18 protein-coding genes are annotated in these 22,934 nt (G+C 58.6%); 13 read left to right on the forward strand and 5 right to left on the reverse strand.

Annotated features, from left to right (window positions below; translation table 11 throughout):
* The 3 genes from leuC (at nucleotide 1) to aroD (ending at nucleotide 2,884) form a co-directional block, all read left to right on the forward strand.
* Nucleotides 1-1,401, forward strand: coding sequence for a 3-isopropylmalate dehydratase large subunit (gene leuC, locus AC007G_RS16385; RefSeq protein ID WP_032689492.1), 1,401 nt, complete (start codon nucleotides 1-3; stop codon nucleotides 1,399-1,401).
* Between the two features lie 10 nt (nucleotides 1,402-1,411).
* The gene (gene leuD, locus AC007G_RS16390; RefSeq protein ID WP_032689493.1) at nucleotides 1,412-2,017 is read left to right on the forward strand and encodes a 3-isopropylmalate dehydratase small subunit; all 606 of its coding nucleotides are present in this window, start codon (nucleotides 1,412-1,414) and stop codon (nucleotides 2,015-2,017) included.
* 111 nt (nucleotides 2,018-2,128) lie between these two features.
* On the forward strand, nucleotides 2,129-2,884 hold the full coding sequence (gene aroD / locus AC007G_RS16395; RefSeq protein ID WP_142630736.1) for a type I 3-dehydroquinate dehydratase: 756 nt from the start codon (nucleotides 2,129-2,131) through the stop codon (nucleotides 2,882-2,884).
* Between the two features lie 40 nt (nucleotides 2,885-2,924).
* Here the strand turns inward: aroD and AC007G_RS16400 are convergent, their stop codons facing one another.
* The gene (locus AC007G_RS16400) at nucleotides 2,925-4,109 is read right to left on the reverse strand and encodes a sugar efflux transporter (RefSeq protein WP_032698168.1); all 1,185 of its coding nucleotides are present in this window, start codon (nucleotides 4,107-4,109) and stop codon (nucleotides 2,925-2,927) included.
* 188 nt (nucleotides 4,110-4,297) lie between these two features.
* Entirely contained in the window at nucleotides 4,298-4,450 is a 153-nt protein-coding gene (gene sgrT, locus AC007G_RS16405; protein WP_004857824.1) for a glucose uptake inhibitor SgrT, read from the reverse strand.
* A gap of 87 nt (nucleotides 4,451-4,537) precedes the next feature.
* On the opposite strand from sgrT, the gene sgrR reads away from it, so the two are divergent.
* The 4 genes from sgrR (at nucleotide 4,538) to thiQ (ending at nucleotide 9,761) form a co-directional block, all read left to right on the forward strand.
* Nucleotides 4,538-6,193 (forward strand): HTH-type transcriptional regulator SgrR, encoded by a 1,656-nt coding sequence (gene sgrR, locus AC007G_RS16410; RefSeq protein WP_064384852.1) that lies wholly within the window; start codon nucleotides 4,538-4,540, stop codon nucleotides 6,191-6,193.
* 313 nt (nucleotides 6,194-6,506) lie between these two features.
* A complete protein-coding gene (thiB, locus tag AC007G_RS16415; RefSeq protein ID WP_032697251.1) occupies nucleotides 6,507-7,490 on the forward strand; it encodes a thiamine ABC transporter substrate binding subunit in 984 nt (327 codons plus the stop codon).
* On the forward strand, nucleotides 7,466-9,076 hold the full coding sequence (gene thiP, locus AC007G_RS16420) for a thiamine/thiamine pyrophosphate ABC transporter permease ThiP (RefSeq protein WP_142630737.1): 1,611 nt from the start codon (nucleotides 7,466-7,468) through the stop codon (nucleotides 9,074-9,076). Before thiB ends, thiP begins: the two co-directional genes overlap by 25 nt.
* Nucleotides 9,060-9,761, forward strand: coding sequence for a thiamine ABC transporter ATP-binding protein ThiQ (thiQ, locus tag AC007G_RS16425; RefSeq protein ID WP_047664033.1), 702 nt, complete (start codon nucleotides 9,060-9,062; stop codon nucleotides 9,759-9,761). Before thiP ends, thiQ begins: the two co-directional genes overlap by 17 nt.
* On the opposite strand, the gene AC007G_RS16430 is transcribed toward thiQ, so the two are convergent.
* Nucleotides 9,748-10,512, reverse strand: a complete 765-nt coding sequence (locus AC007G_RS16430; RefSeq protein ID WP_032689573.1) for a DedA family protein — start codon at nucleotides 10,510-10,512, stop codon at nucleotides 9,748-9,750. The genes thiQ and AC007G_RS16430 overlap by 14 nt on opposite strands.
* A 128-nt stretch (nucleotides 10,513-10,640) precedes the next feature.
* Nucleotides 10,641-11,486 carry an arabinose operon transcriptional regulator AraC gene (gene araC / locus AC007G_RS16435; protein WP_004857813.1) on the reverse strand — a complete coding sequence of 282 codons (846 nt, stop codon included), beginning with the start codon at nucleotides 11,484-11,486 and terminating at the stop codon, nucleotides 10,641-10,643.
* Between the two features lie 337 nt (nucleotides 11,487-11,823).
* On the opposite strand from araC, the gene araB reads away from it, so the two are divergent.
* From araB to rluA, 6 genes are all read left to right on the forward strand, one after another.
* Entirely contained in the window at nucleotides 11,824-13,533 is a 1,710-nt protein-coding gene (gene araB / locus AC007G_RS16440) for a ribulokinase (RefSeq protein ID WP_142630738.1), read from the forward strand.
* A gap of 10 nt (nucleotides 13,534-13,543) precedes the next feature.
* The gene (gene araA / locus AC007G_RS16445) at nucleotides 13,544-15,046 is read left to right on the forward strand and encodes an L-arabinose isomerase (protein WP_032697249.1); all 1,503 of its coding nucleotides are present in this window, start codon (nucleotides 13,544-13,546) and stop codon (nucleotides 15,044-15,046) included.
* A gap of 99 nt (nucleotides 15,047-15,145) precedes the next feature.
* Nucleotides 15,146-15,841 carry an L-ribulose-5-phosphate 4-epimerase gene (gene araD / locus AC007G_RS16450; RefSeq protein ID WP_032689502.1) on the forward strand — a complete coding sequence of 232 codons (696 nt, stop codon included), beginning with the start codon at nucleotides 15,146-15,148 and terminating at the stop codon, nucleotides 15,839-15,841.
* Nucleotides 15,842-16,022: 181 nt separating this feature from the next.
* The gene (gene polB, locus AC007G_RS16455; protein WP_032689503.1) at nucleotides 16,023-18,380 is read left to right on the forward strand and encodes a DNA polymerase II; all 2,358 of its coding nucleotides are present in this window, start codon (nucleotides 16,023-16,025) and stop codon (nucleotides 18,378-18,380) included.
* A 188-nt stretch (nucleotides 18,381-18,568) separates the two neighbouring features.
* Nucleotides 18,569-21,475, forward strand: coding sequence for an RNA polymerase-associated protein RapA (gene rapA, locus AC007G_RS16460; protein WP_032689505.1), 2,907 nt, complete (start codon nucleotides 18,569-18,571; stop codon nucleotides 21,473-21,475).
* A gap of 12 nt (nucleotides 21,476-21,487) precedes the next feature.
* The gene (gene rluA / locus AC007G_RS16465) at nucleotides 21,488-22,147 is read left to right on the forward strand and encodes a bifunctional tRNA pseudouridine(32) synthase/23S rRNA pseudouridine(746) synthase RluA (protein WP_032689506.1); all 660 of its coding nucleotides are present in this window, start codon (nucleotides 21,488-21,490) and stop codon (nucleotides 22,145-22,147) included.
* Between the two features lie 118 nt (nucleotides 22,148-22,265).
* On the opposite strand, the gene citX is transcribed toward rluA, so the two are convergent.
* A complete protein-coding gene (gene citX, locus AC007G_RS16470; RefSeq protein ID WP_032697244.1) occupies nucleotides 22,266-22,796 on the reverse strand; it encodes a citrate lyase holo-[acyl-carrier protein] synthase in 531 nt (176 codons plus the stop codon).
* Between the last annotated feature and the right edge of the window lie 138 nt (nucleotides 22,797-22,934).

Genomic DNA, 22,934 nt, shown 5'->3' on the forward strand with positions numbered 1-22,934 from the left:
ATGGCGAAGACCTTATACGAAAAGTTGTTTGATGCGCATGTCGTTTATGAGGCGCAAAACGAAACCCCGCTGCTGTATATCGATCGTCATCTGGTGCATGAAGTGACCTCGCCACAGGCCTTTGACGGCCTGCGCGCGCACAACCGTCAGGTTCGTCAGCCGGGGAAAACCTTCGCTACCATGGACCATAACGTTTCCACTCAGACGAAAGATATCAACGCGTCCGGTGAAATGGCGCGCATTCAGATGCAGGAGCTGATCAAAAACTGCAAAGAGTTCGGCGTTGAGCTGTACGATCTGAACCACCCGTACCAGGGTATCGTCCACGTGATGGGGCCGGAACAGGGCGTCACCCTGCCGGGGATGACCATCGTCTGCGGCGATTCCCACACCGCCACTCACGGCGCGTTTGGCGCGCTGGCTTTCGGTATCGGCACCTCCGAAGTTGAGCACGTCCTGGCGACTCAGACCCTGAAGCAGGGCCGCGCCAAAACCATGAAGATTGAAGTTAATGGCAAAGCGGCGCCGGGCATCACCGCCAAAGATATCGTGCTGGCCATCATTGGCAAAACCGGTAGCGCCGGCGGCACCGGTCACGTGGTGGAGTTCTGTGGTGAAGCCATTCGCGATCTGAGCATGGAAGGTCGTATGACGCTGTGCAATATGGCCATCGAAATGGGTGCGAAAGCCGGTCTGGTCGCGCCGGATGAAACCACGTTTAACTATGTGAAGGGCCGTTTGCATGCGCCAAAAGGCCAGGACTTCGACGCTGCCGTTGAATACTGGAAAACCCTGAAAACCGACGCTGACGCCACCTTTGATACCGTCGTGACCCTGCAGGCTGAAGAGATTGCCCCGCAGGTTACCTGGGGCACCAACCCCGGCCAGGTCATCTCCGTCACCGAGATGATTCCCGACCCGGCCTCTTTCGCCGATCCGGTCGAGCGGGCGAGCGCGGAAAAAGCGCTGGCCTATATGGGCCTGAAGCCGGGTATCCCGTTAACCGACGTAGCGATCGATAAAGTGTTCATCGGCTCCTGTACCAACTCGCGTATTGAAGATTTGCGTGCCGCGGCCGAAGTCGCTAAAGGCCGTAAGGTCGCGCCGGGCGTACAGGCATTAGTGGTTCCGGGTTCTGGCCCGGTGAAAGCGCAGGCGGAAGCCGAAGGCCTGGATAAGATCTTTATCGAAGCCGGTTTTGAATGGCGCCTGCCGGGCTGCTCCATGTGCCTGGCCATGAACAACGATCGCCTGAATCCCGGCGAGCGCTGCGCATCAACCAGCAACCGTAACTTTGAAGGCCGTCAGGGCCGCGGCGGACGTACCCACTTAGTCAGCCCGGCTATGGCCGCAGCGGCAGCCGTGACCGGCCATTTTGCCGATATCCGCGACATCAAATAAGGAGACCATCATGGCAGAGAAATTTACCCAACATACGGGCCTGGTGGTTCCGCTGGATGCCGCAAACGTCGATACCGATGCGATCATTCCTAAGCAGTTCCTGCAGAAAGTGACGCGCACCGGTTTTGGCGCGCATCTGTTCAACGACTGGCGTTTTCTTGACGATCGGGGACAACAGCCCAACCCGGAATTCGTCCTGAACTTCCCGGAGTATAAAGGCGCATCGATCCTGCTGGCGCGGGAAAACTTCGGCTGCGGCTCCTCCCGTGAGCATGCGCCGTGGGCATTAACCGATTACGGTTTTAAAGTGGTTATCGCCCCCAGCTTCGCCGATATCTTTTACGGTAACAGCTTTAACAACCAGCTGCTGCCGGTGACGCTGAGCGATGAACAGGTCGACGAGATGTTCAAGCTGGTCCAGGCAAACCCCGGTATGACGTTCGAAGTGGACCTGGAATCCGAATTGGTGAAAGCGGGTGACAAAACCTACAGCTTTAAAATTGATGCCTTCCGCCGCCACTGTATGCTCAACGGACTTGATAGCATCGGCCTGACGCTGCAGCACGAAGAGGCGATTTCAGCCTACGAAAACAAACTGCCGGCCTTTATGAACTAACCACGCCGTTGATACCCGAGCCCGGTCCTGTGACCGGGCATTTTTTTAGCTTTTTTCGCGCGGATGATGACCCGAAATACGCCCGCCCGGCCCTGACCGATGGACCCTCACATGACGACAGCTGTCACCATTAAAAATATCACCTTTCAGGAAGGCGCTACGTTAATCTGCGTGCCGCTCATCGGCCAGACGCTCGATGAGCTGAAAGCCCATGCCCTTACGCTGGCGGAGGCCGGGGCCGATCTTATCGAATGGCGCGTCGACCACTTTATCCGCGTCCATGACCAGCAGCAGGTCCTGCTGGCGCTGACGGAGATTCGCCGGCTGCTCACCGATATACCGCTGCTGTTCACGTTCCGTAGCCACAAAGAGGGGGGTGCAACGGAGCTCGGCGATGACGCGTACTTCGCCCTCAACCGCCTGGCCGTCGCCAGCGGGCTGGTGGACATCATTGATATTGAGCTCTTCAATGATGAAGCGCCGATCCGGGCGTTGATCGCCGAAGCTCATACTGCCGGGGTGAAAGTGATTATGAGCAATCATGATTTCCAAAAAACACCGCCGCAGGAAGAGATCATCGCCCGGCTACGCCGCATGCAGGAGCTGGGCGCCGATCTGCCGAAAATAGCGGTCATGCCTCAGTCGCCACAAGATGTGCTGACATTACTGTCCGCCACGCTGGTCATGAAAGAGCAGTACGCCACTCGCCCGTTAATCACGATGTCGATGGGCAAACTGGGCGGCGTCAGCCGGGTCACCGGGCGCCTGTTCGGCTCAGCGATGACGTTTGGCAGCGTGGGCCAGGCGTCGGCGCCCGGACAAATTGCCGTGCGTCAGCTGGGGGAAATGATGAATATTCTGTCCTGAAAGCACGCCGCATCACAGCAGTCTGCGGTGCGGCGTCTGGCTAAATATCTTTGACTTTGCTGGTCAAAAACAGCGTCAGCAGCGAGATGGCGGCAATGACCCAGTACACGCTGGCGTGGCCGTAGTTTTGCGACAACGCTCCCTGCAGCACGCCGGCGAGAATCACCCCGGTGGAAATACTGTTGGTAAACAGCGTCGTGGCCGCCCCGGCCCGCCCCGGCATCAGATCCTGGAACCACAGCATGCCAATCCCGGCGACAATACCGATAAAAATGGCGTTAAACAGCTGCAGCGCCAGCAGCGCGCTACGATCGTGAAACACGATCAGACCAAGATAAAACAGCACGCCGGCAGCCACCGCAGCGACCATCATTTTACGTTTACCCCAGCGCTTGACGTAATACCCCGCCAGGATCATCGCCGGGATCTCCAGCCCGGCCGCCGTCCCCATCAGGATCCCGGCCAGACTATCCGGCAAGCCAAGATCGCTACTGATCCACAGCGGCATATCGATGATATACATGGTGTTGCAGGTCCACATCAGCGTCGACGCGATAAACAGCATACGCACGTTTTTATCTTGCCAGCCGCCGGCCTGCGCTACGACGCCCGCCGCTTCCGTGGGCTGTTCCACCCGGGCAACCGACGGCAGCTTAACGGCAATTAACGCCAGGCTAATCACGAAAATACCGGCCGCAATCGCGAACATGGTGGTAAAGCCATAGTTCAGCGCCAGCATGAAGGCCAGCGGCGGCCCGATCACCCACGCCAGCGACAGCTGGGCACGCATGACCGAGCTGAACATCACCACTTCCCGCGCCGAACTATCGGCATATTCCCGCGCCAGGGCGAACAATTGAGGCATCGCGGCATTGGCAATCGACGCCAGCATCACCCCGCAGGTGATCAATGTTAAGTAGTGACGGTTAAACGCAAACAGCAGCGCGTTGCCCACCGCCATCAGGCAGCAGAACATGATCAACCGCCGACGATCCCCCCGGCTATCGGAACGTTTCGCCAGCGCCAGACTCACCAGAATACCGGCGATCGCGTTCACGGTATAAAACAGGCCGACCCAGAAAGGCTGTGCGCCCACCTCGCGGCTGAGGAACAAGCTGAGGGTTGGCGCCTGCAGCGCGCCCGCAATACCCATCATAAAAGCGACCAGCATAAACGCCGCGTATACACCGTTAAGCCGCCGTCCCATCGTCATCAACCAGAGCATGTCATGTCCTTAAAGCACGCGAAGAAAACGAAAAAAGCCAGCAGAAGTCATCTGCTGGCGGGTGATTTTATACTCTATCTATTTCAAGTGACAGGCTGGCGACCGAAACGTTATGGCTCAGTCAACTGGCCTGGGTCTGAAAGAGGATAAGTACACACCAATACTCAGTCACACATGATGTGGGCAAGTCAATGATCAGAGGTCTGTGACGTAACTCCCCACTGCATCAGCTCGCCAAGAATCTTCTGCTGTCTCCCTGCCATCAGGCGGGCCAGCCATGACGCGTCCTGCGTCGCAGAAAAGTAGCGTTGGTAGAACTGTTTCGCGGTAGACCTCATCATATTCACCTCCTCGCTTCATCGGAATGCATTATTGGCCTAATATAGGGATTAATAAATTGCTGAGTTTTCATCAGGAGTTCCCCTTTTATGTCTTCTGCTCGTCTGCAACAACAGTTCATCCGCTTATGGCAGTGCTGCGAAGGTAAATCGCAGGAGACAACCCTTAACGAACTGGCGGAGATGCTCTGCTGCTCGCGCCGCCATATGCGTACGCTGTTGAATATGATGGAAGAACGCGGCTGGTTAACCTGGGAAGCGGAAGCCGGGCGCGGCAAGCGTTCAAAGCTGGCTTTCCTGTATACCGGCCTGGCGCTGCAGCAGCAGCGGGCCGAGGATCTGCTGGAACAGGATCGTATCGATCAGCTGGTCCAGCTGGTGGGCGATAAGGCCGCGGTTCGTCAGATGCTGGTCTCGCATCTGGGCCGCAGCTTCCGTCAGGGGCGGCATATTCTGCGCGTTCTCTACTACCGGCCGATGAAAAACCTGCTCCCCGGCAGCGCGCTGCGCCGCTCGGAAAACCATATCGCCAGGCAGATCTTTAGCGCCCTGACGCGGGTAAATGAGGAAAACGGGGAACTGGAAGCCGATATTGCGCACCACTGGCAGCAGCTTGCGCCCACCCACTGGCGTTTTTTTCTCCGCCCCGGCATTCATTTTCACCACGGGAGAGAGCTGGAGATGGAGGATGTCATTGCTTCGTTGCAGCGCAGCAACAATCTGCCGCTCTACTCACATATTGAACGTATTGCCTCCCCCACCGCCTGGACGCTGGATATACATCTGACGCAACCCGATCGCTGGCTACCGTGGCTGCTCGGCCAGGTGTCGGCCGTCGTCTTGCCGCGTGAATGGCAGTCGATGGAGAATTTCTCGGCAATGCCGGTAGGTACCGGGCCTTATGCGGTGGTGCGCAACAATCAAAACCAGCTGAAGATCCATGCTTTTGACGATTATTTCGGTTACCGGGCGTTAATTGATGAAGTTAACGTCTGGGTCCTGCCAGAGATTAGCGAAGAGCCCAACGGCGGCCTGACGCTACAGGGGACCACGCAAAGTGAGAAAGCGGTTGAGAGCCGGCTGGAGGAAGGGTGCTACTATTTGCTGTTTGATGCCCGCACTCCCCTCGGCAGCAATCTCGCGGTTCGCCAGTGGCTCAGCTATCTGCTACAGCCCGCCAATCTGCTGTATCACGCCGGTGAACAGTACCAGGGCAACTGGTTCCCGGCCTATGGTCTGCTGCCCCGCTGGCACCACGCTCGCAGTCATGCCTGTGAAAAACCGCCGGGGCTGGAGTCTGTCACCCTCACCTACTATCGGGATCACGTCGAACACCGCGTGATGGGCGGGATCATGGCAACACTGCTGGCGGAGCATCAGGTCAAGCTGGAGATTCAGGAGCTGGAATACGAAGAGTGGCACCGTGGCGAGGTGGTCAGCGATATCTGGCTAAACAGCGCCAACTTTACCCTACCGATTGATTTTTCTCTGTTTGCCTTACTGTATGAGGTCCCGCTGATACGACATTGTATTCCTGTCGACTGGGAGCAGGATGCCCGTCGCTGGCACGCAGGCGAGCTCAACCCGGCGACCTGGAGCCAGCAACTGTTGGCCAATCAAACCATCGTGCCGCTGATCCACCACTGGCTGATGATCCAGGGGCAGCGCAGTATGCGTGGCGTAAGAATGAATACGCTCGGCTGGTTTGATTTCAAATCCGCATGGTTTGCGCCGCCGGATCCCTGATAGCCCTCCCGGCAGGCGCTGAAGCGCTTTCCGTCAGTTCACAAAATCATTACACTATCGCCGTTCTCAACGGGGTGCTGATATACGTACACAATTTCATTCGGGTTGCATCAAGACGGCAAGCAAGTGAATCCCCAGCAGCATAGAAAACTATGTGACTGGGGTGAACACGCGATGCTAACGCAGAGGCAGCGCGAAGGATGAAGTGTATAGGCTGAGAAAATACCCGTCGAACCTGATCCGGATAACGCCGGCGAAGGGATTTGAGGCCTACTCAAAATCCTTTGCCCCCCCTTTGTTTATGAGGTGCAAAGTGTTGAAAAAATTACTCCCGCTGCTGGCGCTGGTCGCCGCTCCCGCGTTTGCTAAACCTGTACTCACCGTCTACACCTATGACTCCTTTTCGGCAGACTGGGGCCCTGGACCGGTAGTGAAAAAAGCCTTTGAAGCCGACTGCAACTGTGAACTGAAGTTCGTGGCGCTGGAAGATGGCGTTTCGTTGCTTAATCGTCTGCGGATGGAAGGTAAGAATAGCAAAGCCGATGTGGTACTCGGCCTGGATAACAACCTGCTGGAAGCGGCTACGCAGAGCAAATTGTTCGCCAAAAGCCAGGTACCGGCCAGCGCGGTCACGGTCCCGGGCGGCTGGGATAACGACACTTTTGTGCCGTTTGATTACGGCTATTTCGCCTTTGTCTACGACAAAAACAAGCTGAAAAACCCGCCGAAAAGCCTGAAAGAGCTGGTGGAAAGCGATCAAAAATGGCGCGTGATCTACGAAGATCCCCGCACCAGCACCCCGGGTCTGGGGCTACTGCTGTGGATGCAAAAAGTGTATGGCAAGCAGTCGCCGGAAGCCTGGCAAAAACTGGCGGCGAAAACCGTCACCGTCACCAAAGGCTGGAGCGAGGCCTACGGTCTGTTCCTTAAAGGGGAAAGCGACCTGGTTCTTAGCTACACCACATCGCCGGCCTACCACATCATTGAAGAGAAAAAAGACCAGTACGCGGCCGCCAGTTTCGCCGAAGGCCACTATCTGCAGGTTGAAGTCGCCGCGCGCACCGCCGCCAGCAAACAACCGGAGCTGGCGGAGAAATTCCTCAAGTTTATGGTATCTCCGGCGTTCCAGAATGCCATCCCGACCGGCAACTGGATGTATCCGGTCACCCAGGTTGCGCTACCCGCGGGCTTTGAGACATTACCGAAACCGCAAACCACGCTGGAATATACCCCGCAGCAGGTCGCCGCAGAACGTCAAAACTGGATTAATGCATGGCAACGCGCCGTCAGCCGCTAAATATCGGCTGGCTGGAGCCGGGTCTAACGGCCGCTGCGCTGCTGGTCGCCGTCGCACTGGCCGCATTCCTCGCGCTCTGGGGCAGTGCGCCGGAGGCGTCGTGGCGTTCGATTTTCAGCGACAGCTATCTGTGGCACGTTATCCGTTTCTCTTTCTGGCAGGCGTTTCTCTCCGCGCTCTTCTCCGTCGTACCGGCGATTTTTCTCGCCCGCGCCCTCTATCGTCGTCGCTTCCCGGGGCGTACGCTGCTGCTGCGCCTGTGCGCCATGACGCTGATTCTGCCGGTACTGGTGGCCGTCTTTGGTATTCTCAGCGTCTATGGCCGTCAGGGCTGGCTGGCGACACTGTTTAACGCCGTCGGCTGGCAGTGGGATTTCTCGCCGTATGGACTGCAAGGCATCCTGCTGGCGCACGTTTTTTTCAATATGCCGATGGCAACCCGGCTGCTGCTGCAGGCGCTGGAGAATATCCCCGGAGAGCAGCGCCAGATCGCCGCCCAGCTGGGCATGCGCGGCTACCACTTTTTCCGTCTGGTGGAGTGGCCCTGGCTACGGCGGCAAATTCCCCCGGTCGCGGCACTGATCTTTATGCTCTGCTTCGCCAGCTTTGCCACCGTGCTGTCGCTCGGCGGCGGCCCACGGGCCACAACGATTGAGCTGGCAATCTACCAGGCGCTGAACTTTGATTATGACCCGGCCCGTGCGGCGATGCTGGCGCTGATCCAGATGGTCTGCTGTCTTGGGCTGGTGCTTCTCGCCCAGCGCCTGAGCAAGGCCGTTGCTATCGGCACCACGCAAGTTCACGGCTGGCGCGATCCGGACGATCGCCTGCACAGTCGCCTGAGCGATACCGCGCTGATCGTTCTCACGCTACTGTTACTGCTGCCCCCGCTGCTGGCGGTCGTGGTCGACGGTCTGAATAACAACCTGCTCAGCGTCCTGGCGCAGCCCGCGTTGTGGCAGGCATTCTGCACTTCGTTACGCATCGCGGTTTCCGCCGGTCTGCTCAGCGTCATGTTAACGATGATGCTGCTGTGGAGCAGCCGTGAATTGCGTCTTCGTAAGCGACCGCTGGCGGGCCAGACGCTGGAACTCAGCGGTATGCTGATCCTTGCAATGCCGGGAATCGTGCTGGCGACCGGCTTCTTTTTATTGCTCAATAACAGTATTGGACTGCCGGCTTCCGCCGACGGGATTGTGATCTTCACCAATGCGCTGATGGCTATCCCCTATGCCCTGAAGGTGCTGGAAAACCCGATGCGCGATATTGCCGTCCGCTACGGTATGCTCTGTCACTCTCTGGGCATGAGCGGTTTTACCCGCTTGAGGGTTATCGAGCTGCGCGCATTAAAGCGTCCGCTGGCCCAGGCGCTGGCGTTTGCCTGCGTCCTGTCCATCGGCGATTTCGGCGCCGTGGCGCTGTTCGGTAACGAACAATTCCGTACGCTGCCGTTCTATCTGTACCAGCAAATTGGCTCTTATCGTAGCCAGGATGGCGCCGTCACTGCCCTGCTGCTGCTACTGCTGTGCTTTTTACTCTTTACCGTGATTGAGAGACTTCCGGGACGTGATGTTAAAACTGAATGATGTGACCTGGCTTTACCAGCATCTGCCGATGCGCTTCACGCTCTCCGTCCAGCAGGGTGAACGCCTCGCCGTGCTCGGCCCCAGCGGCGCGGGCAAAAGCACGCTGCTCAATCTGATCGCCGGCTTTCTCCCCCCGGTGAGCGGCACGATTCTGATTAACGACCAGCCTCATACCACTACGCCGCCGGCCCGGCGTCCGGTATCGATGCTGTTTCAGGAAAACAATCTCTTTCATCATCTTACCGTCCGCCAGAATATCGCTCTCGGGATGCATCCGGGGCTGAAGCTTAACCCGGCGCAGACCGCCAGCCTGCAGACGATAGCCGGACAAATGAGCATCGATTCACTGCTGGACAGATTACCGGGCGAGCTCTCCGGCGGACAGCGCCAACGCGTGGCGCTGGCGCGCTGTCTGGTCCGGGAACAGCCGGTCCTGCTGCTGGACGAGCCTTTTTCTGCACTCGACCCCGCACTGCGCCAGGAGATGCTGACGCTGGTGAGCGATGTCTGTCAGCGTCAGCATCTGACGCTGCTGATGGTGTCACATAGCGTGGAAGATGCCGCCCGCATCGCGCCGCGCTCGCTGGTGGTGGCCGACGGGCGGATAGCCTGGGACGGCGCGACCGAAACGTTGCTCAGCGGCAACAGCAGCGCCTCTCACCTGTTAGGTATTAGCGCGCGATAACCTTGTGCAGAATATCGAGATAGACAGGCATCAGAGGATGGCGAATCACCAGGGTTAGCGCTGCGCCGGCGAGAACCACCGTCACCGGCGTCAGCCACAGCAGACGCGAGCGAGGTAAGAGCCGCGTCAGGCGATCGCGCATTTTCGCGCTGCGCCACAATCGCCAGCACAGCCAGCCCGCCAGCCAAACCAGCAGCGCGGCAGCCAACAGCAGCCACTTGAAGCTGCCGCTGTGCTCATTGGTGGGAATATCAATCGCCGCGCCGGCCAGAATACCCGGCAAGAAGTACAGCGGCGGCCACAGCAGGCAACCAATAATATTGGGCAGAATAAACTTCGCCAGCGGGAGATCGAGCATGCCGGCGACCATCGGCACCAGCGGCCGCGTCGGGCCAACAAAGCGGCCGATAAGAATCGTGATCATGCTGTGCTGATGCAACGCATGTTCCGTTTTATCCAACAGCGCCTTGTTTTTCTTCATAAAAGACCAGCGATGGAGCGGTTTTTTAAACCGCCAGCCGAGCCAGAAAGAGATCCAGTCGCCGAGTAAACACCCGATAATCCCCGCCAGCCACGCCTGCCAGAAATTGACGTCTCCGCTGCCAATCAGCGCCCCCAGCCCGGCCATCATCACCGTTCCCGGTAATATCAGCCCCACCAGCGCCAGTGATTCAAGGAAGGCGACCAGCATCACGGCTATCAGGGAATAGACCGTAGACTGGGTGATAAAATGTTCCAGCAATGCTTGCATAATGTGCCCGGTATCAAAACGAAGCACGGATTCTCCGGAGCCGTCGCGCCTTCGTCAAGTCATCAATTGTCTGGATAGTTTACTGGTTGTGACAATTATCCGGCGCAACATTTCATTTTCTTTACGTTTTATTCACACCCGGCACGGAATTCACTGGGGCTGGCCCCGGTGCATTTCTTAAACACCCGCGAAAAGTAGAGCTGGTCTTCAAACCCGACGTTGCGCCCTACCGTGGCGATGGGCATACGCGTGGTGCTGAGCAGCAGCTTCGCCTGGCTGATGCGCTGATCTTCCCGCCACCCCAGCACGCTGATTCCCAGCTGCTGGCGGAACAGATGAGACAGGCGCGAAGGCGACAGGCAGACATGCTGGGCGACGCTGGCGATATCGAAATGGCTATCCGCGAGGTGATCGCTGATGTACTGGCAGGCATCGCGCACGCGATTGTCCAGCGGCGGATGCAGAGACTCATTAATCGCCTCCATGCGCCGTAACAGCAGCTGCTCGAGCAAATTGATCGCCAGCAGCTCCGAATAGCGTCCGGCCCCCTGACCCGCCTCAACGATCTGGCCAAACAGCTCGCAAAAACGCGCCTGCCACTGCTCATCAGGACGGAAAAAGCCGGTCTGGGCGAATATCGTCGGCCAGTTCAGCCATTCATGCCAGTAGGCGCGCGGCCGGAAGTAGACCCACTGGTGATACCATTCGCGGGCATCGGGATGGCGGCCATAGTGATGAATTTCTCCCGGCGGAAAAAGCAAAATATCCCCCGGCCGGCAGATAAACTGCTCATCGTGATTGTTAATCACCCCTTCACCGCGCACCGTCAGGTTCAGAATATATCCCTTCATCCCGAGCGGACGGTCAATAAAGAAATCCAGATAGCCATCGGCATCAATCGGCGTCAGCCCCGTCACCAGATGGGCATTAAACGAGTAGCCCGGCAGCAGCGGATCGTTTTGTGTTTCAGCCATAGGCTCAGCTCTCCTGGATATATTATGGAAACCAATTGTCCATATTCAACATTGTACTGCTAACGCGGGTCGCCGTACTGGGACGGCGGTTGAAATTTCGATCAAAACCCGCCTCGTCACAGCAAAAATCGATGATAGCGCACAATGAAAGCACTTTTATCGCATAACAGAAGTGTCTATAAATACGGCAGAAAAGTCCACATTGAATATTTGCACGGCGTCACACTTTGCGATGCAATAGCAAAATAGTCCATAAGATTAGCGAATACGGCCTGACGGTTTTTGGCGTGAATATCTACTGTTTCACCATGAATGGTTTTCTGCATGGAGTAACAGCATGGCAATTGCGATTGGCCTCGATTTTGGTAGTGATTCCGTACGCGCACTGGCAGTGGAATGCGCCACCGGCGAGGAGCTGGCCACCAGCGTAGAGTGGTATCCGCGCTGGCAGGAGGGGCTGTTTTGCGATGGCCCGAATAACCGGTTTCGCCACCATCCGCGCGACTACATTGAATCGATGGAAGCCGCGCTGAAAAGTGTGTTGGCATTGTTAAGCGCCGAACAGCGTGCCGGGGTCGTGGGTATCGGCGTCGATAGCACCGGCTCAACGCCGGCGCCGGTCGATGCCGACGGCAACGTGCTGGCGCTGCGCGAAGAGTTTGCCGATAACCCCAACGCCATGTTCGTGCTGTGGAAGGACCACACGGCGGTCGAAGAGGCGGAAGCCATTACTCGTCTGTGCCATCAGCCGGGTAAAGAGGACTACTCCCGCTACATTGGCGGCATCTACTCCAGCGAGTGGTTCTGGGCCAAAATACTCCACGTCACCCGTCAGGACAGCGCCGTCGCCGAGGCAGCCGCTTCGTGGATTGAGCTGTGCGACTGGATTCCCGCCCTGCTTTCCGGCACCACCCGCCCACAGGATATTCGTCGCGGCCGCTGCAGCGCCGGCCACAAATCACTGTGGCACGAAAGCTGGGGCGGACTGCCGCCGGCCAGCTTCTTCGATGAACTCGATCCGATTATCAACCGGCACCTGAGCTGGCCGCTGTTTAGCGACACCTGGACCGCCGATGTACCGGTCGGCACCCTCTGCGCCGAATGGGCGCAGCGCCTGAGCCTGCCGGAAACCGTCATTCTGTCCGGCGGCGCCTTCGACTGCCATATGGGCGCAGTCGGCGCCGGCGCGCAGCCTAACGCCCTGGTCAAAGTCATCGGCACCTCCACCTGCGACATTCTGATCGCCGATAAACAGAGCGTGGGCAATCGCACGGTCAAGGGGATCTGCGGCCAGGTCGATGGCAGCGTCGTCCCTGACTTTATTGGTATGGAGGCCGGACAATCCGCCTTTGGCGATATCTACGCCTGGTTTGGCCGTATTCTCGGCTGGCCGCTGGAACAGCTGGCACAGCAGCATCCGGAGCTGAAAACACAGATTGCTGCCCAGCAAAAACAGCTGCTGCCATCGCTGACCGAGGCCTGGGCCAAAAACCCGTCGCTGGAACATCTGCCGGTGGTTCTGGACTGGTTTAACGGCCGTCGCACCCCCAATGCCAACCAGCGCCTGAAAGGGGTCATTACCGATCTGAATCTCGCCACCGATGCGCCGGCGCTCTTTGGCGGTCTGGTGGCGGCCACCGCCTTCGGCGCACGCGCCATTATGGAGTGCTTCACCGAACAGGGTATCCCGGTTAACAACGTGATGGCGCTGGGCGGTATTGCGCGGAAAAACCCGGTCATTATGCAGGCCTGCTGTGACGTGCTGAACCGGCCGCTGCAAATCGTCGCCTCCGATCAGTGCTGCGCGCTCGGCGCGGCTATCTTCGCTGCCGTCGCCGCAGGCGTACACCAGGATATCCCGACCGCCCAGCACAGCATGGCAAGCGAGGTCGAAAGCACCCTGCAGCCGCGTCCTGCCCAGGCTCAACGCTTTGAACAACTTTATCAGCGCTACCAGCAGTGGTCGGTCAGCGCCGAGCAACAGTATCTCCCTTCGGCTGCGAAGGCGGACAAAGCCCCGCTTTCTCAGGCAGCTCTCACCCATTAAGGACACCAAAATGACGATTTTTGATAACTACGAAGTATGGTTCGTGATTGGCAGCCAGCATTTGTATGGCCCGGAAACGCTGCGTCAGGTCACGAAGCATGCCGAGCATGTGGTGAACAGCCTGAATGCGGAAGCAAAGCTGCCGTGCAAGCTGGTGTTAAAGCCGCTGGGCACCACGCCGGATGAGATTACCCATATCTGCCGCGACGCTAACTATGATGATAAATGTGCCGGCATGATGGTGTGGCTGCATACCTTCTCTCCGGCCAAAATGTGGATTAACGGCCTGACTATCCTCAATAAGCCGCTGCTACAGTTCCACACGCAATACAACGCGTCGCTGCCGTGGGACAGTATCGATATGGACTTTATGAACCTGAACCAGACCGCGCACGGCGGCCGCGAGTTCGGCTTCATCGGCGCGCGCATGCGCCAGCAGCACAGCGTGGTCACCGGCCACTGGCAGGACCAGAGCGCCCATCAGCGCATCGGCTCCTGGATGCGCCAGGCGGTTTCTAAGCAGGATACCCGTCATCTGAAAGTCTGCCGCTTCGGCGACAACATGCGTGAAGTCGCGGTCACCGATGGTGATAAAGTTGCCGCCCAGATCAAATTCGGCTTTTCGGTCAATACCTGGGCGGTGGGCGATCTGGTTCAGGTGGTCAACAGCATCAGCGAGGGGGAGATCAGCGCGCTGGTTGATGAGTATGAAAGCAGCTATCGCCTGACCCCGGCGGCGCAAATCCACGGTGATAAGCGGCAGAATGTGCTCGATGCCGCGCGCATTGAGCTGGGGATGAAACGCTTTCTTGAACAGGGCGGTTTCCATGCTTTCACCACCACCTTTGAAGATTTGCACGGCCTGAAGCAGCTCCCGGGCCTCGCCGTACAGCGTCTGATGCAGCAGGGCTATGGCTTTGCCGGCGAAGGCGACTGGAAAACCGCCGCCCTGCTTCGCATCATGAAGGTGATGTCAACCGGTCTGCAGGGCGGCACCTCCTTTATGGAGGACTACACCTACCACTTCGATAACGGCAACGATCTGGTGCTGGGCTCGCATATGCTGGAAGTGTGCCCGACTATCGCCACGGCAGACAAACCGATCCTCGACGTTCAGCCGCTGGGCATCGGCGGTAAAGCCGATCCGGCGCGCCTGATCTTCAATACGCAGACCGGCCCGGCCCTCGTCGCCAGCCTGATCGATCTTGGCGATCGTTTCCGCCTGCTGGTTAACACCGTGGAAACGGTACCGACGCCGCACGATCTGCCGAAGCTGCCGGTTGCCAACGCGCTGTGGAAAGCCCAGCCGGATCTGCGCACCGCGTCTGAAGCCTGGATCATCGCCGGTGGCGCGCATCACACCGTCTTTAGCCACGCGCTGACGCTCGATGATATGCGCCAGTTTGCCGAGCTACAGGATATCGAACTGGCGGTAATCGATAACGAAACCCGTCTGCCTTCCTTTAAAGACGCGCTGCGCTGGAACGAAGTTTATTACGCTGCAAAACGTTAACCACGGCAGCCAATTGCCCGGCGGCACTTCGTTTGCCGGGCCTACAAACTGCGGTTTGGTAGGCCCGGTCAGGGAAGCGCCATCGGCAAGGAGAACGCAATGCTCGAAGCCTTAAAGCAGCAGGTGCTTGACGCTAACCTGGCCCTGCCGAAACACAATCTCGTCACCCTCACCTGGGGCAACGTTAGCGCCGTCGATCGCGAGCGCGGCGTGCTGGTGATTAAGCCATCGGGCGTCGACTACAGCGCAATGGGCGCCGACGATATGGTGGTGGTGAGTCTTGAAAGCGGCGAGGTGGTCGAAGGGAAAAAGAAACCCTCTTCAGATACACCGACCCATCGCCTGCTCTACCAGGCCTTCCCGTCATTGGGCGGGATTGTCCATACCCATTCGCGCCACGCCACCATCTGGGCGCAGGCCGGGCAAGCGATTCCGGCGACCGGTACCACCCATGCCGATTATTTCTATGGCCCGGTGCCCTGCACCCGCCTGATGACCGATGAGGAAATCAACGGCGAATATGAGTGGGAAACCGGGCGCGTCATCGTCGAAACGTTCCGCGAACAGGGCATTGATCCGGCGCAGATGCCCGGCGTGCTGGTGCATTCGCACGGCCCCTTCGCCTGGGGGAAAAACGCCGAAGATGCGGTACATAACGCCATCGTGCTGGAAGAGATCGCCTATATGGGGATTTTCTGCCGCCAGCTGGCGCCGCAGCTGCCCGCGATGCAGCAAACGCTGCTGGACAAGCACTACCTGCGCAAACACGGGGCCAAAGCCTACTACGGCCAGTAAGCCTCGCCTCGCCGGTCGCGCTGCGTTTACCGGGGTAACCTCATTCTACCCCGTAGCCCGGATAAGGCGTCCCGCGCCGCCATCCGGGATTTCCCCGGTCGCGCCATACCTGTATAAAACCCCAGCATTATCAGTTGAACCAGGCTATAATCAGGCCTGGTTTATTTGATGAGAACACGGCGTGACCCAGCCACGAGAAGGTTTCTTACTGACCCGTCACTGGCGGGATACCCCGCAGGGCACCGAACTGTCCTTCTGGCTGGCGACAGACGACGGCCCGCTTCAGATCACCCTCCCGCCGCAGGAGTCGGTGGCGTTTATTCCCGAGGCGCAACGCGCCCAGGCAGAACGCCTGCTGCAGGGCGAAAACGGCCAACGCCTTGCCCCGCTCAGCTTAAAAGACTTCCACCGTCAGCCGGTTTTTGGCCTCTATTGCCGCGCGCATCGTCAGCTGATGCGTCTGGAAAAGAAGCTGCGTGAAAACGGCATCACCGTCTATGAAGCCGATATCCGCCCGCCGGAACGCTACCTGATGGAGCGCTTTATTACCGCTCCGGTTTGGGTCGAAGGCGACGCGCGCGGGGCGCAGTTGGTCAACGCCCGCATGAAGCCCAACCCGCACTATCGGCCGCCGCTGAAGTGGGTGTCGCTGGATATTGAAACCAGCCGCCACGGCGAGCTGTACTGTATCGGGCTGGAAGGCTGCGGGCAACGGGTGGTCTACATGCTCGGGCCGGAACCGGCGACCTCTCCCGCCGTCGATTTCCAGCTGGAGTACGTCTCCAGCCGCCCGCAGCTGCTGGAAAAACTCAACGCCTGGTTTGCCGAACACGACCCGGATGTCCTGATCGGCTGGAACGTTATCCAGTTCGACCTGCGGGTCCTGCAAAAGCATGCCGAACGCTATCGCATTCCGCTGATGCTCGGCCGTGGGAATACGGAACTGGAGTGGCGCGAGCACGGCTTTAAGCAGGGCGTCTTCTTTGCCCAGGCCAACGGCCGGCTGATTATTGACGGTATCGAAGCATTGAAATCGGCCTTCTGGAACTTCTCCTCTTTTTCCCTTGAGGCGGTAGCGCGTGAGCTGCTCGGCGAGGGGAAAGCGATAGATAATCCCTGGGATCGGATGGACGAAATCGACCGCCGCTTCAACGAAGATAAACCGGCGCTGGCGACCTATAATCTGCAGGACTGCGAGCTGGTCACGCGTATCTTCCATAAAACGGAGATCATGCCGTTTCTGCTCGAGCGGGCCACGGTCAACGGCCTGCCCGCCGACCGCCACGGTGGTTCCGTTGCCGCCTTCAGCCATCTCTATTTTCCACGCATGCACCGGCTGGGTTACGTCGCCCCTAACCTGGGCGAAGTGCCGCCGCAGGCCAGTCCCGGCGGTTACGTCATGGACTCGCGCCCCGGTCTCTATGATTCGGTGCTGGTTCTGGATTATAAAAGCCTCTACCCTTCGATTATCCGCACCTTTTTGATCGACCCGGTCGGGCTTATCGAAGGGATGGCGCAGCCGGACAATGCGCACAGCACCGAGGGTTTTCTCGGCGCCCGTTTCTCGCGGCAGAGCCATTGTCTGCCGGGGATTGTCGGGCAAATCTGGCACGGCCGCGATGATGCCAAACGGCACCAGAATAAACCCCTTTCTCAGGCGCTGAAGATCATTATGAACGCCTTCTATGGCGTGCTCGGCACCAGCGCCTGTCGTTTTTTCGATCCCCGTCTGGCCTCTTCTATCACCATGCGCGGGCATGCGATTATGCGCCAGACCAAAGCGCTGATTGAGTCGCAGGGCTATGACGTTATCTACGGCGATACCGACTCCACCTTCGTCTGGCTTAAACGTCCTCATCGCGAAGAAGAGGCGACGCAAATCGGCCGCTCGCTGGTCGCTTTCGTCAACGACTGGTGGGCCGCTGAGCTGAGTAAAGACCAGCTCACCAGCACTCTCGAGCTGGAGTTTGAAACCCACTTCAGCCGCTTTTTAATGCCGACCATTCGCGGCGCCGATACCGGCAGTAAGAAACGCTACGCCGGAATGATTCAGGAGGGAGAGGCGCAGCGAATGGTCTTCAAAGGACTGGAGACGGTGCGCACCGACTGGACGCCGCTGGCCCAGCAGTTCCAGCAGGAGCTGTATCTGCGCATTTTCCGCCACCAGCCCTATCGCGACTATATTCTGGAAACCATTGCTAAGCTGATGAGCGGTGAGCTCGACGATCGCTTGATCTACCGTAAGCGCCTGCGCCGCCCGCTGGCCGAATACCAGCGCAACGTGCCGCCGCATGTCCGTGCCGCACGGCTGGCCGATGAGCAAAACGTCAGGCTGGGCAGGCCGCAGCAGTACCAGCAGCGCGGCAGCATCCAGTATGTCTGGACCACCAGCGGCCCGGAGCCGGTGGATTATCAGCTGTCGCCGCTCGATTATGAGCACTATTTGTCAAAGCAACTTCAGCCGGTCGCGGAAGGAATACTTCCCTTTGTCGACGATGATTTTGCTACAATAGTAACAGGGCAACTGGGGCTATTTTGATTTCCTCGCCATTTCAATTTCCAGCCACCATATCTGCAAATTGAAGGGCGACGAGGACGTGACGAACGCGCTGCCATCCAGTAATATAGCGCCCTTTCCATTCCTGGACCCAATCTTGATCTCTCTCTGGCTTGCCTGGAGAAGATTAACTATTGCCTGCAATTTAAGAACACAAGAGCTGAACATATATGCCTTTTACACTTGGTCAACGCTGGATTAGCGACACAGAGAGCGAACTGGGATTAGGGACGGTAGTTGCGCTGGATGCGCGCATGGTGACCTTGCTTTTCCCCGCCATCGGCGAAAACCGTCTGTACGCGCGCAATGATTCCCCGATCACCCGCGTGATGTTTAACCCGGGTGATACCATCACCAGCCATGAAGGCTGGCAGCTCCAGGTTGACGAAGTTAATGAAGAAAACGGCCTGCTGGCCTACACCGGTACCCGTCTCGATACCGAAGAAACCAACGTCACGCTGCGCGAAGTGCTGCTCGACAGCAAACTGGTGTTCAGCAAACCGCAGGACCGCCTGTTCGCCGGTCAGATCGACAGGATGGACCGTTTTGCGCTGCGCTACCGCGCCCGCAAATACCAGAGCGAGCAGTATCGGATGCCGTGGAGCGGCCTGCGCGGACAGCGCACCAGCCTGATTCCCCACCAGCTGCATATCGCCCATGATGTCGGCCGTCGCCACGCGCCGCGCGTCCTGCTGGCCGATGAAGTCGGTCTGGGTAAAACCATCGAAGCCGGGATGATTCTGCATCAGCAGCTGCTTGCCGGCGCCGCCGAACGCGTGCTGATCATCGTCCCGGAAACCCTGCAGCATCAGTGGCTGGTCGAGATGCTGCGCCGCTTCAACCTGCGTTTCTCGCTGTTTGACGATGAGCGTTATGCCGAAGCCCAGCACGATGCCTATAACCCGTTCGAGACCGAACAGCTGGTGATCTGCTCGCTGGATTTCGTGCGCCGCAGCAAGCAGCGCCTGGAACACCTGTGCGATGCCGAATGGGACCTGATGATCGTCGATGAAGCGCACCACCTGGTGTGGAGCGAAGAGGCGCCGAGCCGCGAATATCAGGCAATCGAGCAGCTGGCCGAACGTGTGCCGGGCGTGCTGCTGCTGACCGCTACGCCGGAACAGCTGGGTATGGAAAGCCACTTCGCCCGTCTGCGCCTGCTGGATCCCAACCGCTTCCACGATTTCGAGCAGTTCGTTGAAGAACAACAGAATTACCGCCCGGTGGCCGATGCCGTCGCCCTGCTGCTGGCCGGCAACAAGCTGAGCGATACCGAGCTGAACACCCTCGGCGATCTGATCGGCGAGCAGGATATCGAACCGCTGCTGCAGGCCGCTAACAGCGATCGCGACGATGCCCAGGCCGCTCGCCAGGAGCTGGTCTCGATGCTGATGGATCGCCACGGCACCAGCCGCGTACTGTTCCGTAATACCCGTAACGGCGTCAAAGGCTTCCCGAAACGCGAGCTGCACACTATTCGTCTGCCGCTGCCCACCCAGTATCAGACGGCGATTAAAGTCTCCGGCATTATGGGGGCGCGTAAAACCGCGGAAGAGCGCGCGCGCGACATGCTCTACCCGGAGCAGATTTATCAGGAATTTGAAGGTGATACCGGTACATGGTGGAACTTCGACCCGCGCGTTGAGTGGCTGATGGGCTATCTCACCAGCCACCGCTCGCAGAAAGTGCTGGTGATCTGTGCGAAAGCGGCCACCGCCCTTCAGCTGGAGCAGGTTCTGCGCGAGCGCGAAGGGATCCGCGCAGCGGTCTTCCATGAAGGTATGTCCATCATTGAGCGCGACCGTGCCGCCGCATGGTTCGCCGAAGAAGATACCGGCGCCCAGGTGCTGCTGTGTTCTGAAATTGGCTCCGAAGGCCGTAACTTCCAGTTTGCCAGCAACCTGGTGATGTTCGATCTGCCGTTCAACCCGGATCTGCTGGAGCAGCGTATTGGCCGTCTCGACCGTATCGGTCAGGCGCACGATATTCAGATCCACGTTCCGTATCTGGAAAGAACCGCGCAGTCCGTACTGGTTCGCTGGTACCACGAAGGGCTTGATGCGTTTGAACATACCTGCCCGACCGGTCGCACCGTGTACGACAGCGTGCACAACGAACTGATTAATTATCTTGCCGCACCGGAAACCAGCGAAGGCTTCGATGAGCTGATCAAAGCCTGCCGCCAGCAGCACGATGCGCTGAAAGCACAGCTGGAACAGGGGCGCGATCGCCTGCTGGAGATTCACTCCAACGGCGGCGAACAGGCGCAGAAGCTGGCCGAAAGCATTGAAGAGCAGGATGACGATACCAACCTGATCGCCTTTGCCATGAACCTGTTTGATATTGTCGGCATCAACCAGGACGATCGCGGCGAAAACCTGATCGTGCTGACGCCATCCGACCATATGCTGGTTCCGGACTTCCCGGGTCTGCCGGAAGACGGCTGCACCATCACCTTTGAACGTGATGTCGCGCTGTCCCGCGAAGATGCGCAGTTCGTCACCTGGGAGCACCCGCTGATTATCAACGGTCTGGACCTGATCCTGTCCGGCGATACCGGCAGCAGCACTATCTCACTGCTGAAGAACAAAGCGCTGCCGGTCGGTACACTGCTGCTGGAGCTGATTTACGTGGTGGAAGCTCAGGCGCCGAAGCAGCTGCAGCTTAACCGCTTCCTGCCGGCGACGCCGGTGCGCATGCTACTGGATAAAAACGGCAATAACCTCGCCGGTCAGGTGGAGTTTGAAAGCTTCAACCGCCAGCTGAGCGCCGTCAACCGCCATACCGGCAGCAAACTGGTCAACGCGGTGCAGCAGGACGTGCATGCGATCCTCCAGCTCGGCGAGGCGCAGGTTGCCAAAGCCGCGCAGGCGCTGATCGACGCGGCCCGCGATGAAGCCAACGACAAGCTGTCGGCGGAACTCTCTCGCCTGGAAGCATTAAAAGCGGTTAACCCGAACATCCGCGACGATGAACTTGCTGCGATTGAGAGCAACCGTCAGCAGGTGATGGACGCGCTGGCGCAGGCGGGCTGGCGTCTCGATGCGCTGCGCTTAATCGTGGTCACCCACCAGTAACGGAACGCGAATATGGCGATGGAAAACTACAATCCGCCACAGGATCCCTGGCTGGTTATCCTCTATCAGGATGAGCACATCATGGTGGTCAACAAGCCGAGCGGCTTGTTGTCCGTCCCGGGGAGACTGGAGGAGCATAAAGACAGCGTGATGACGCGCGTTCAGCGCGACTTCCCGCAGGCCGAGTCGGTGCACCGCCTCGACATGGCCACCAGCGGCGTGATTGTGGTGGCACTGACCAAAGCGGCGGAACGCGAGCTGAAGCGTCAGTTTCGCGAGCGTGAGCCGAAGAAGCAGTACGTCGCCCGCGTGTGGGGACATCCGGAAAAAGCGGAAGGGCTGGTGGATTTACCGCTCATCTGCGACTGGCCGAACCGGCCAAAGCAGAAGGTGTGTTACGAAACCGGCAAAGCGGCACAAACTGAGTATCACGTGCTGGAGTATGCGGACGATAACAGCGCCCGCGTGCGCCTGAAGCCGATTACCGGTCGTTCTCATCAGCTGCGCGTGCATATGCTGGCGCTGGGCCATCCGATTCTTGGCGATCGCTTTTATGCGACGCCAGAGGCGCTGGCGATGGCGCCGCGGCTGCTGCTGCACGCCGAAACGCTGACCATTACCCATCCGGCCTTCGGCAACGCGATGACCTTTCGCGCGCCCGTCGATTTCTGAATCCCGGTATTCCCGGCGCAGCCTAACCCGTAAGCCCTGGAAGCCGCGTGCGACCGGGATATGACCCCGGATGATGCCTTAGCGGCTTATCCGGGCGACATATTCACGATTTCATCCGTTAATCGCGGGCAAACCACCCATCGATCATCTGCTCAACGCGAGCGACAACCTCTTCGGCATCATGGCGATGCAGGCTCTCACAGGTCTGAGCGGCGTCATCGCACAGCAGGCAACGACGAGTGCCTTCATCCTGTACCTGGCGCCCTTGTTGCGGACAAATCACCTCGATATTCCATAAGCGGCCAAGCGGATGCGTCTGCAGCAGCTCCGTGCATAGCGCATTGACTTCGCTGGCAGGATGCTCAACGCACCACAGTGCCTCCGGCCCGGTTGGCAACCACAGCACCTGACGGTCCAGCGTTTTCCAGCGGCGTTTCCACAGCAGCTGGTCGCAGGCCTGCAGCGCCACGCCCATCATATTGCGATAGCGGATGCTGTCTTTTACCACGCCCGGCGTCACCAGCGTCAGCGCAATGACCGGTTGTTGATAATGGCCGAGCCACTCGGCCTGGCGGGCTGCACGCTGCGCTTTCGTCGCCAGCTCGGTTTCTACGCTGGCGCCCGCACGGGCGGGAGTATCCACAGACATTAATTCCTCTCCTTCACTTGATAAAATGACGGCGGCAAAGCCGCCGCCGCGATAGCGGATTACGGTGCTGATTGTATCGCTAAACGAACAGAATTTAGGACACAGGACAAAGAAATTTTCTTCGTCCTGTGGAGGAAA

Source organism: Klebsiella sp. CSG-1 (genome assembly GCF_056521145.1).

What these genes read in the sequence shown, in the direction of transcription:
- leuC (WP_032689492.1), top strand. Translation starts at nt 1, where the DNA reads ATGGCGAAGACCTTATACGAAAAGTTGTTTGATGCGCATGTCGTTTAT.
- leuD (WP_032689493.1), top strand. Translation starts at nt 1,412, where the DNA reads ATGGCAGAGAAATTTACCCAACATACGGGCCTGGTGGTTCCGCTGGAT.
- aroD (WP_142630736.1), top strand. Translation starts at nt 2,129, where the DNA reads ATGACGACAGCTGTCACCATTAAAAATATCACCTTTCAGGAAGGCGCT.
- AC007G_RS16400 (WP_032698168.1), bottom strand. Translation starts at nt 4,109, where the DNA reads ATGCTCTGGTTGATGACGATGGGACGGCGGCTTAACGGTGTATACGCG.
- sgrT (WP_004857824.1), bottom strand. Translation starts at nt 4,450, where the DNA reads ATGATGAGGTCTACCGCGAAACAGTTCTACCAACGCTACTTTTCTGCG.
- sgrR (WP_064384852.1), top strand. Translation starts at nt 4,538, where the DNA reads ATGTCTTCTGCTCGTCTGCAACAACAGTTCATCCGCTTATGGCAGTGC.
- thiP (WP_142630737.1), top strand. Translation starts at nt 7,466, where the DNA reads ATGGCAACGCGCCGTCAGCCGCTAAATATCGGCTGGCTGGAGCCGGGT.
- thiQ (WP_047664033.1), top strand. Translation starts at nt 9,060, where the DNA reads ATGTTAAAACTGAATGATGTGACCTGGCTTTACCAGCATCTGCCGATG.
- AC007G_RS16430 (WP_032689573.1), bottom strand. Translation starts at nt 10,512, where the DNA reads ATGCAAGCATTGCTGGAACATTTTATCACCCAGTCTACGGTCTATTCC.
- araC (WP_004857813.1), bottom strand. Translation starts at nt 11,486, where the DNA reads ATGGCTGAAACACAAAACGATCCGCTGCTGCCGGGCTACTCGTTTAAT.
- araB (WP_142630738.1), top strand. Translation starts at nt 11,824, where the DNA reads ATGGCAATTGCGATTGGCCTCGATTTTGGTAGTGATTCCGTACGCGCA.
- araA (WP_032697249.1), top strand. Translation starts at nt 13,544, where the DNA reads ATGACGATTTTTGATAACTACGAAGTATGGTTCGTGATTGGCAGCCAG.
- araD (WP_032689502.1), top strand. Translation starts at nt 15,146, where the DNA reads ATGCTCGAAGCCTTAAAGCAGCAGGTGCTTGACGCTAACCTGGCCCTG.
- rapA (WP_032689505.1), top strand. Translation starts at nt 18,569, where the DNA reads ATGCCTTTTACACTTGGTCAACGCTGGATTAGCGACACAGAGAGCGAA.
- rluA (WP_032689506.1), top strand. Translation starts at nt 21,488, where the DNA reads ATGGCGATGGAAAACTACAATCCGCCACAGGATCCCTGGCTGGTTATC.
- citX (WP_032697244.1), bottom strand. Translation starts at nt 22,796, where the DNA reads ATGTCTGTGGATACTCCCGCCCGTGCGGGCGCCAGCGTAGAAACCGAG.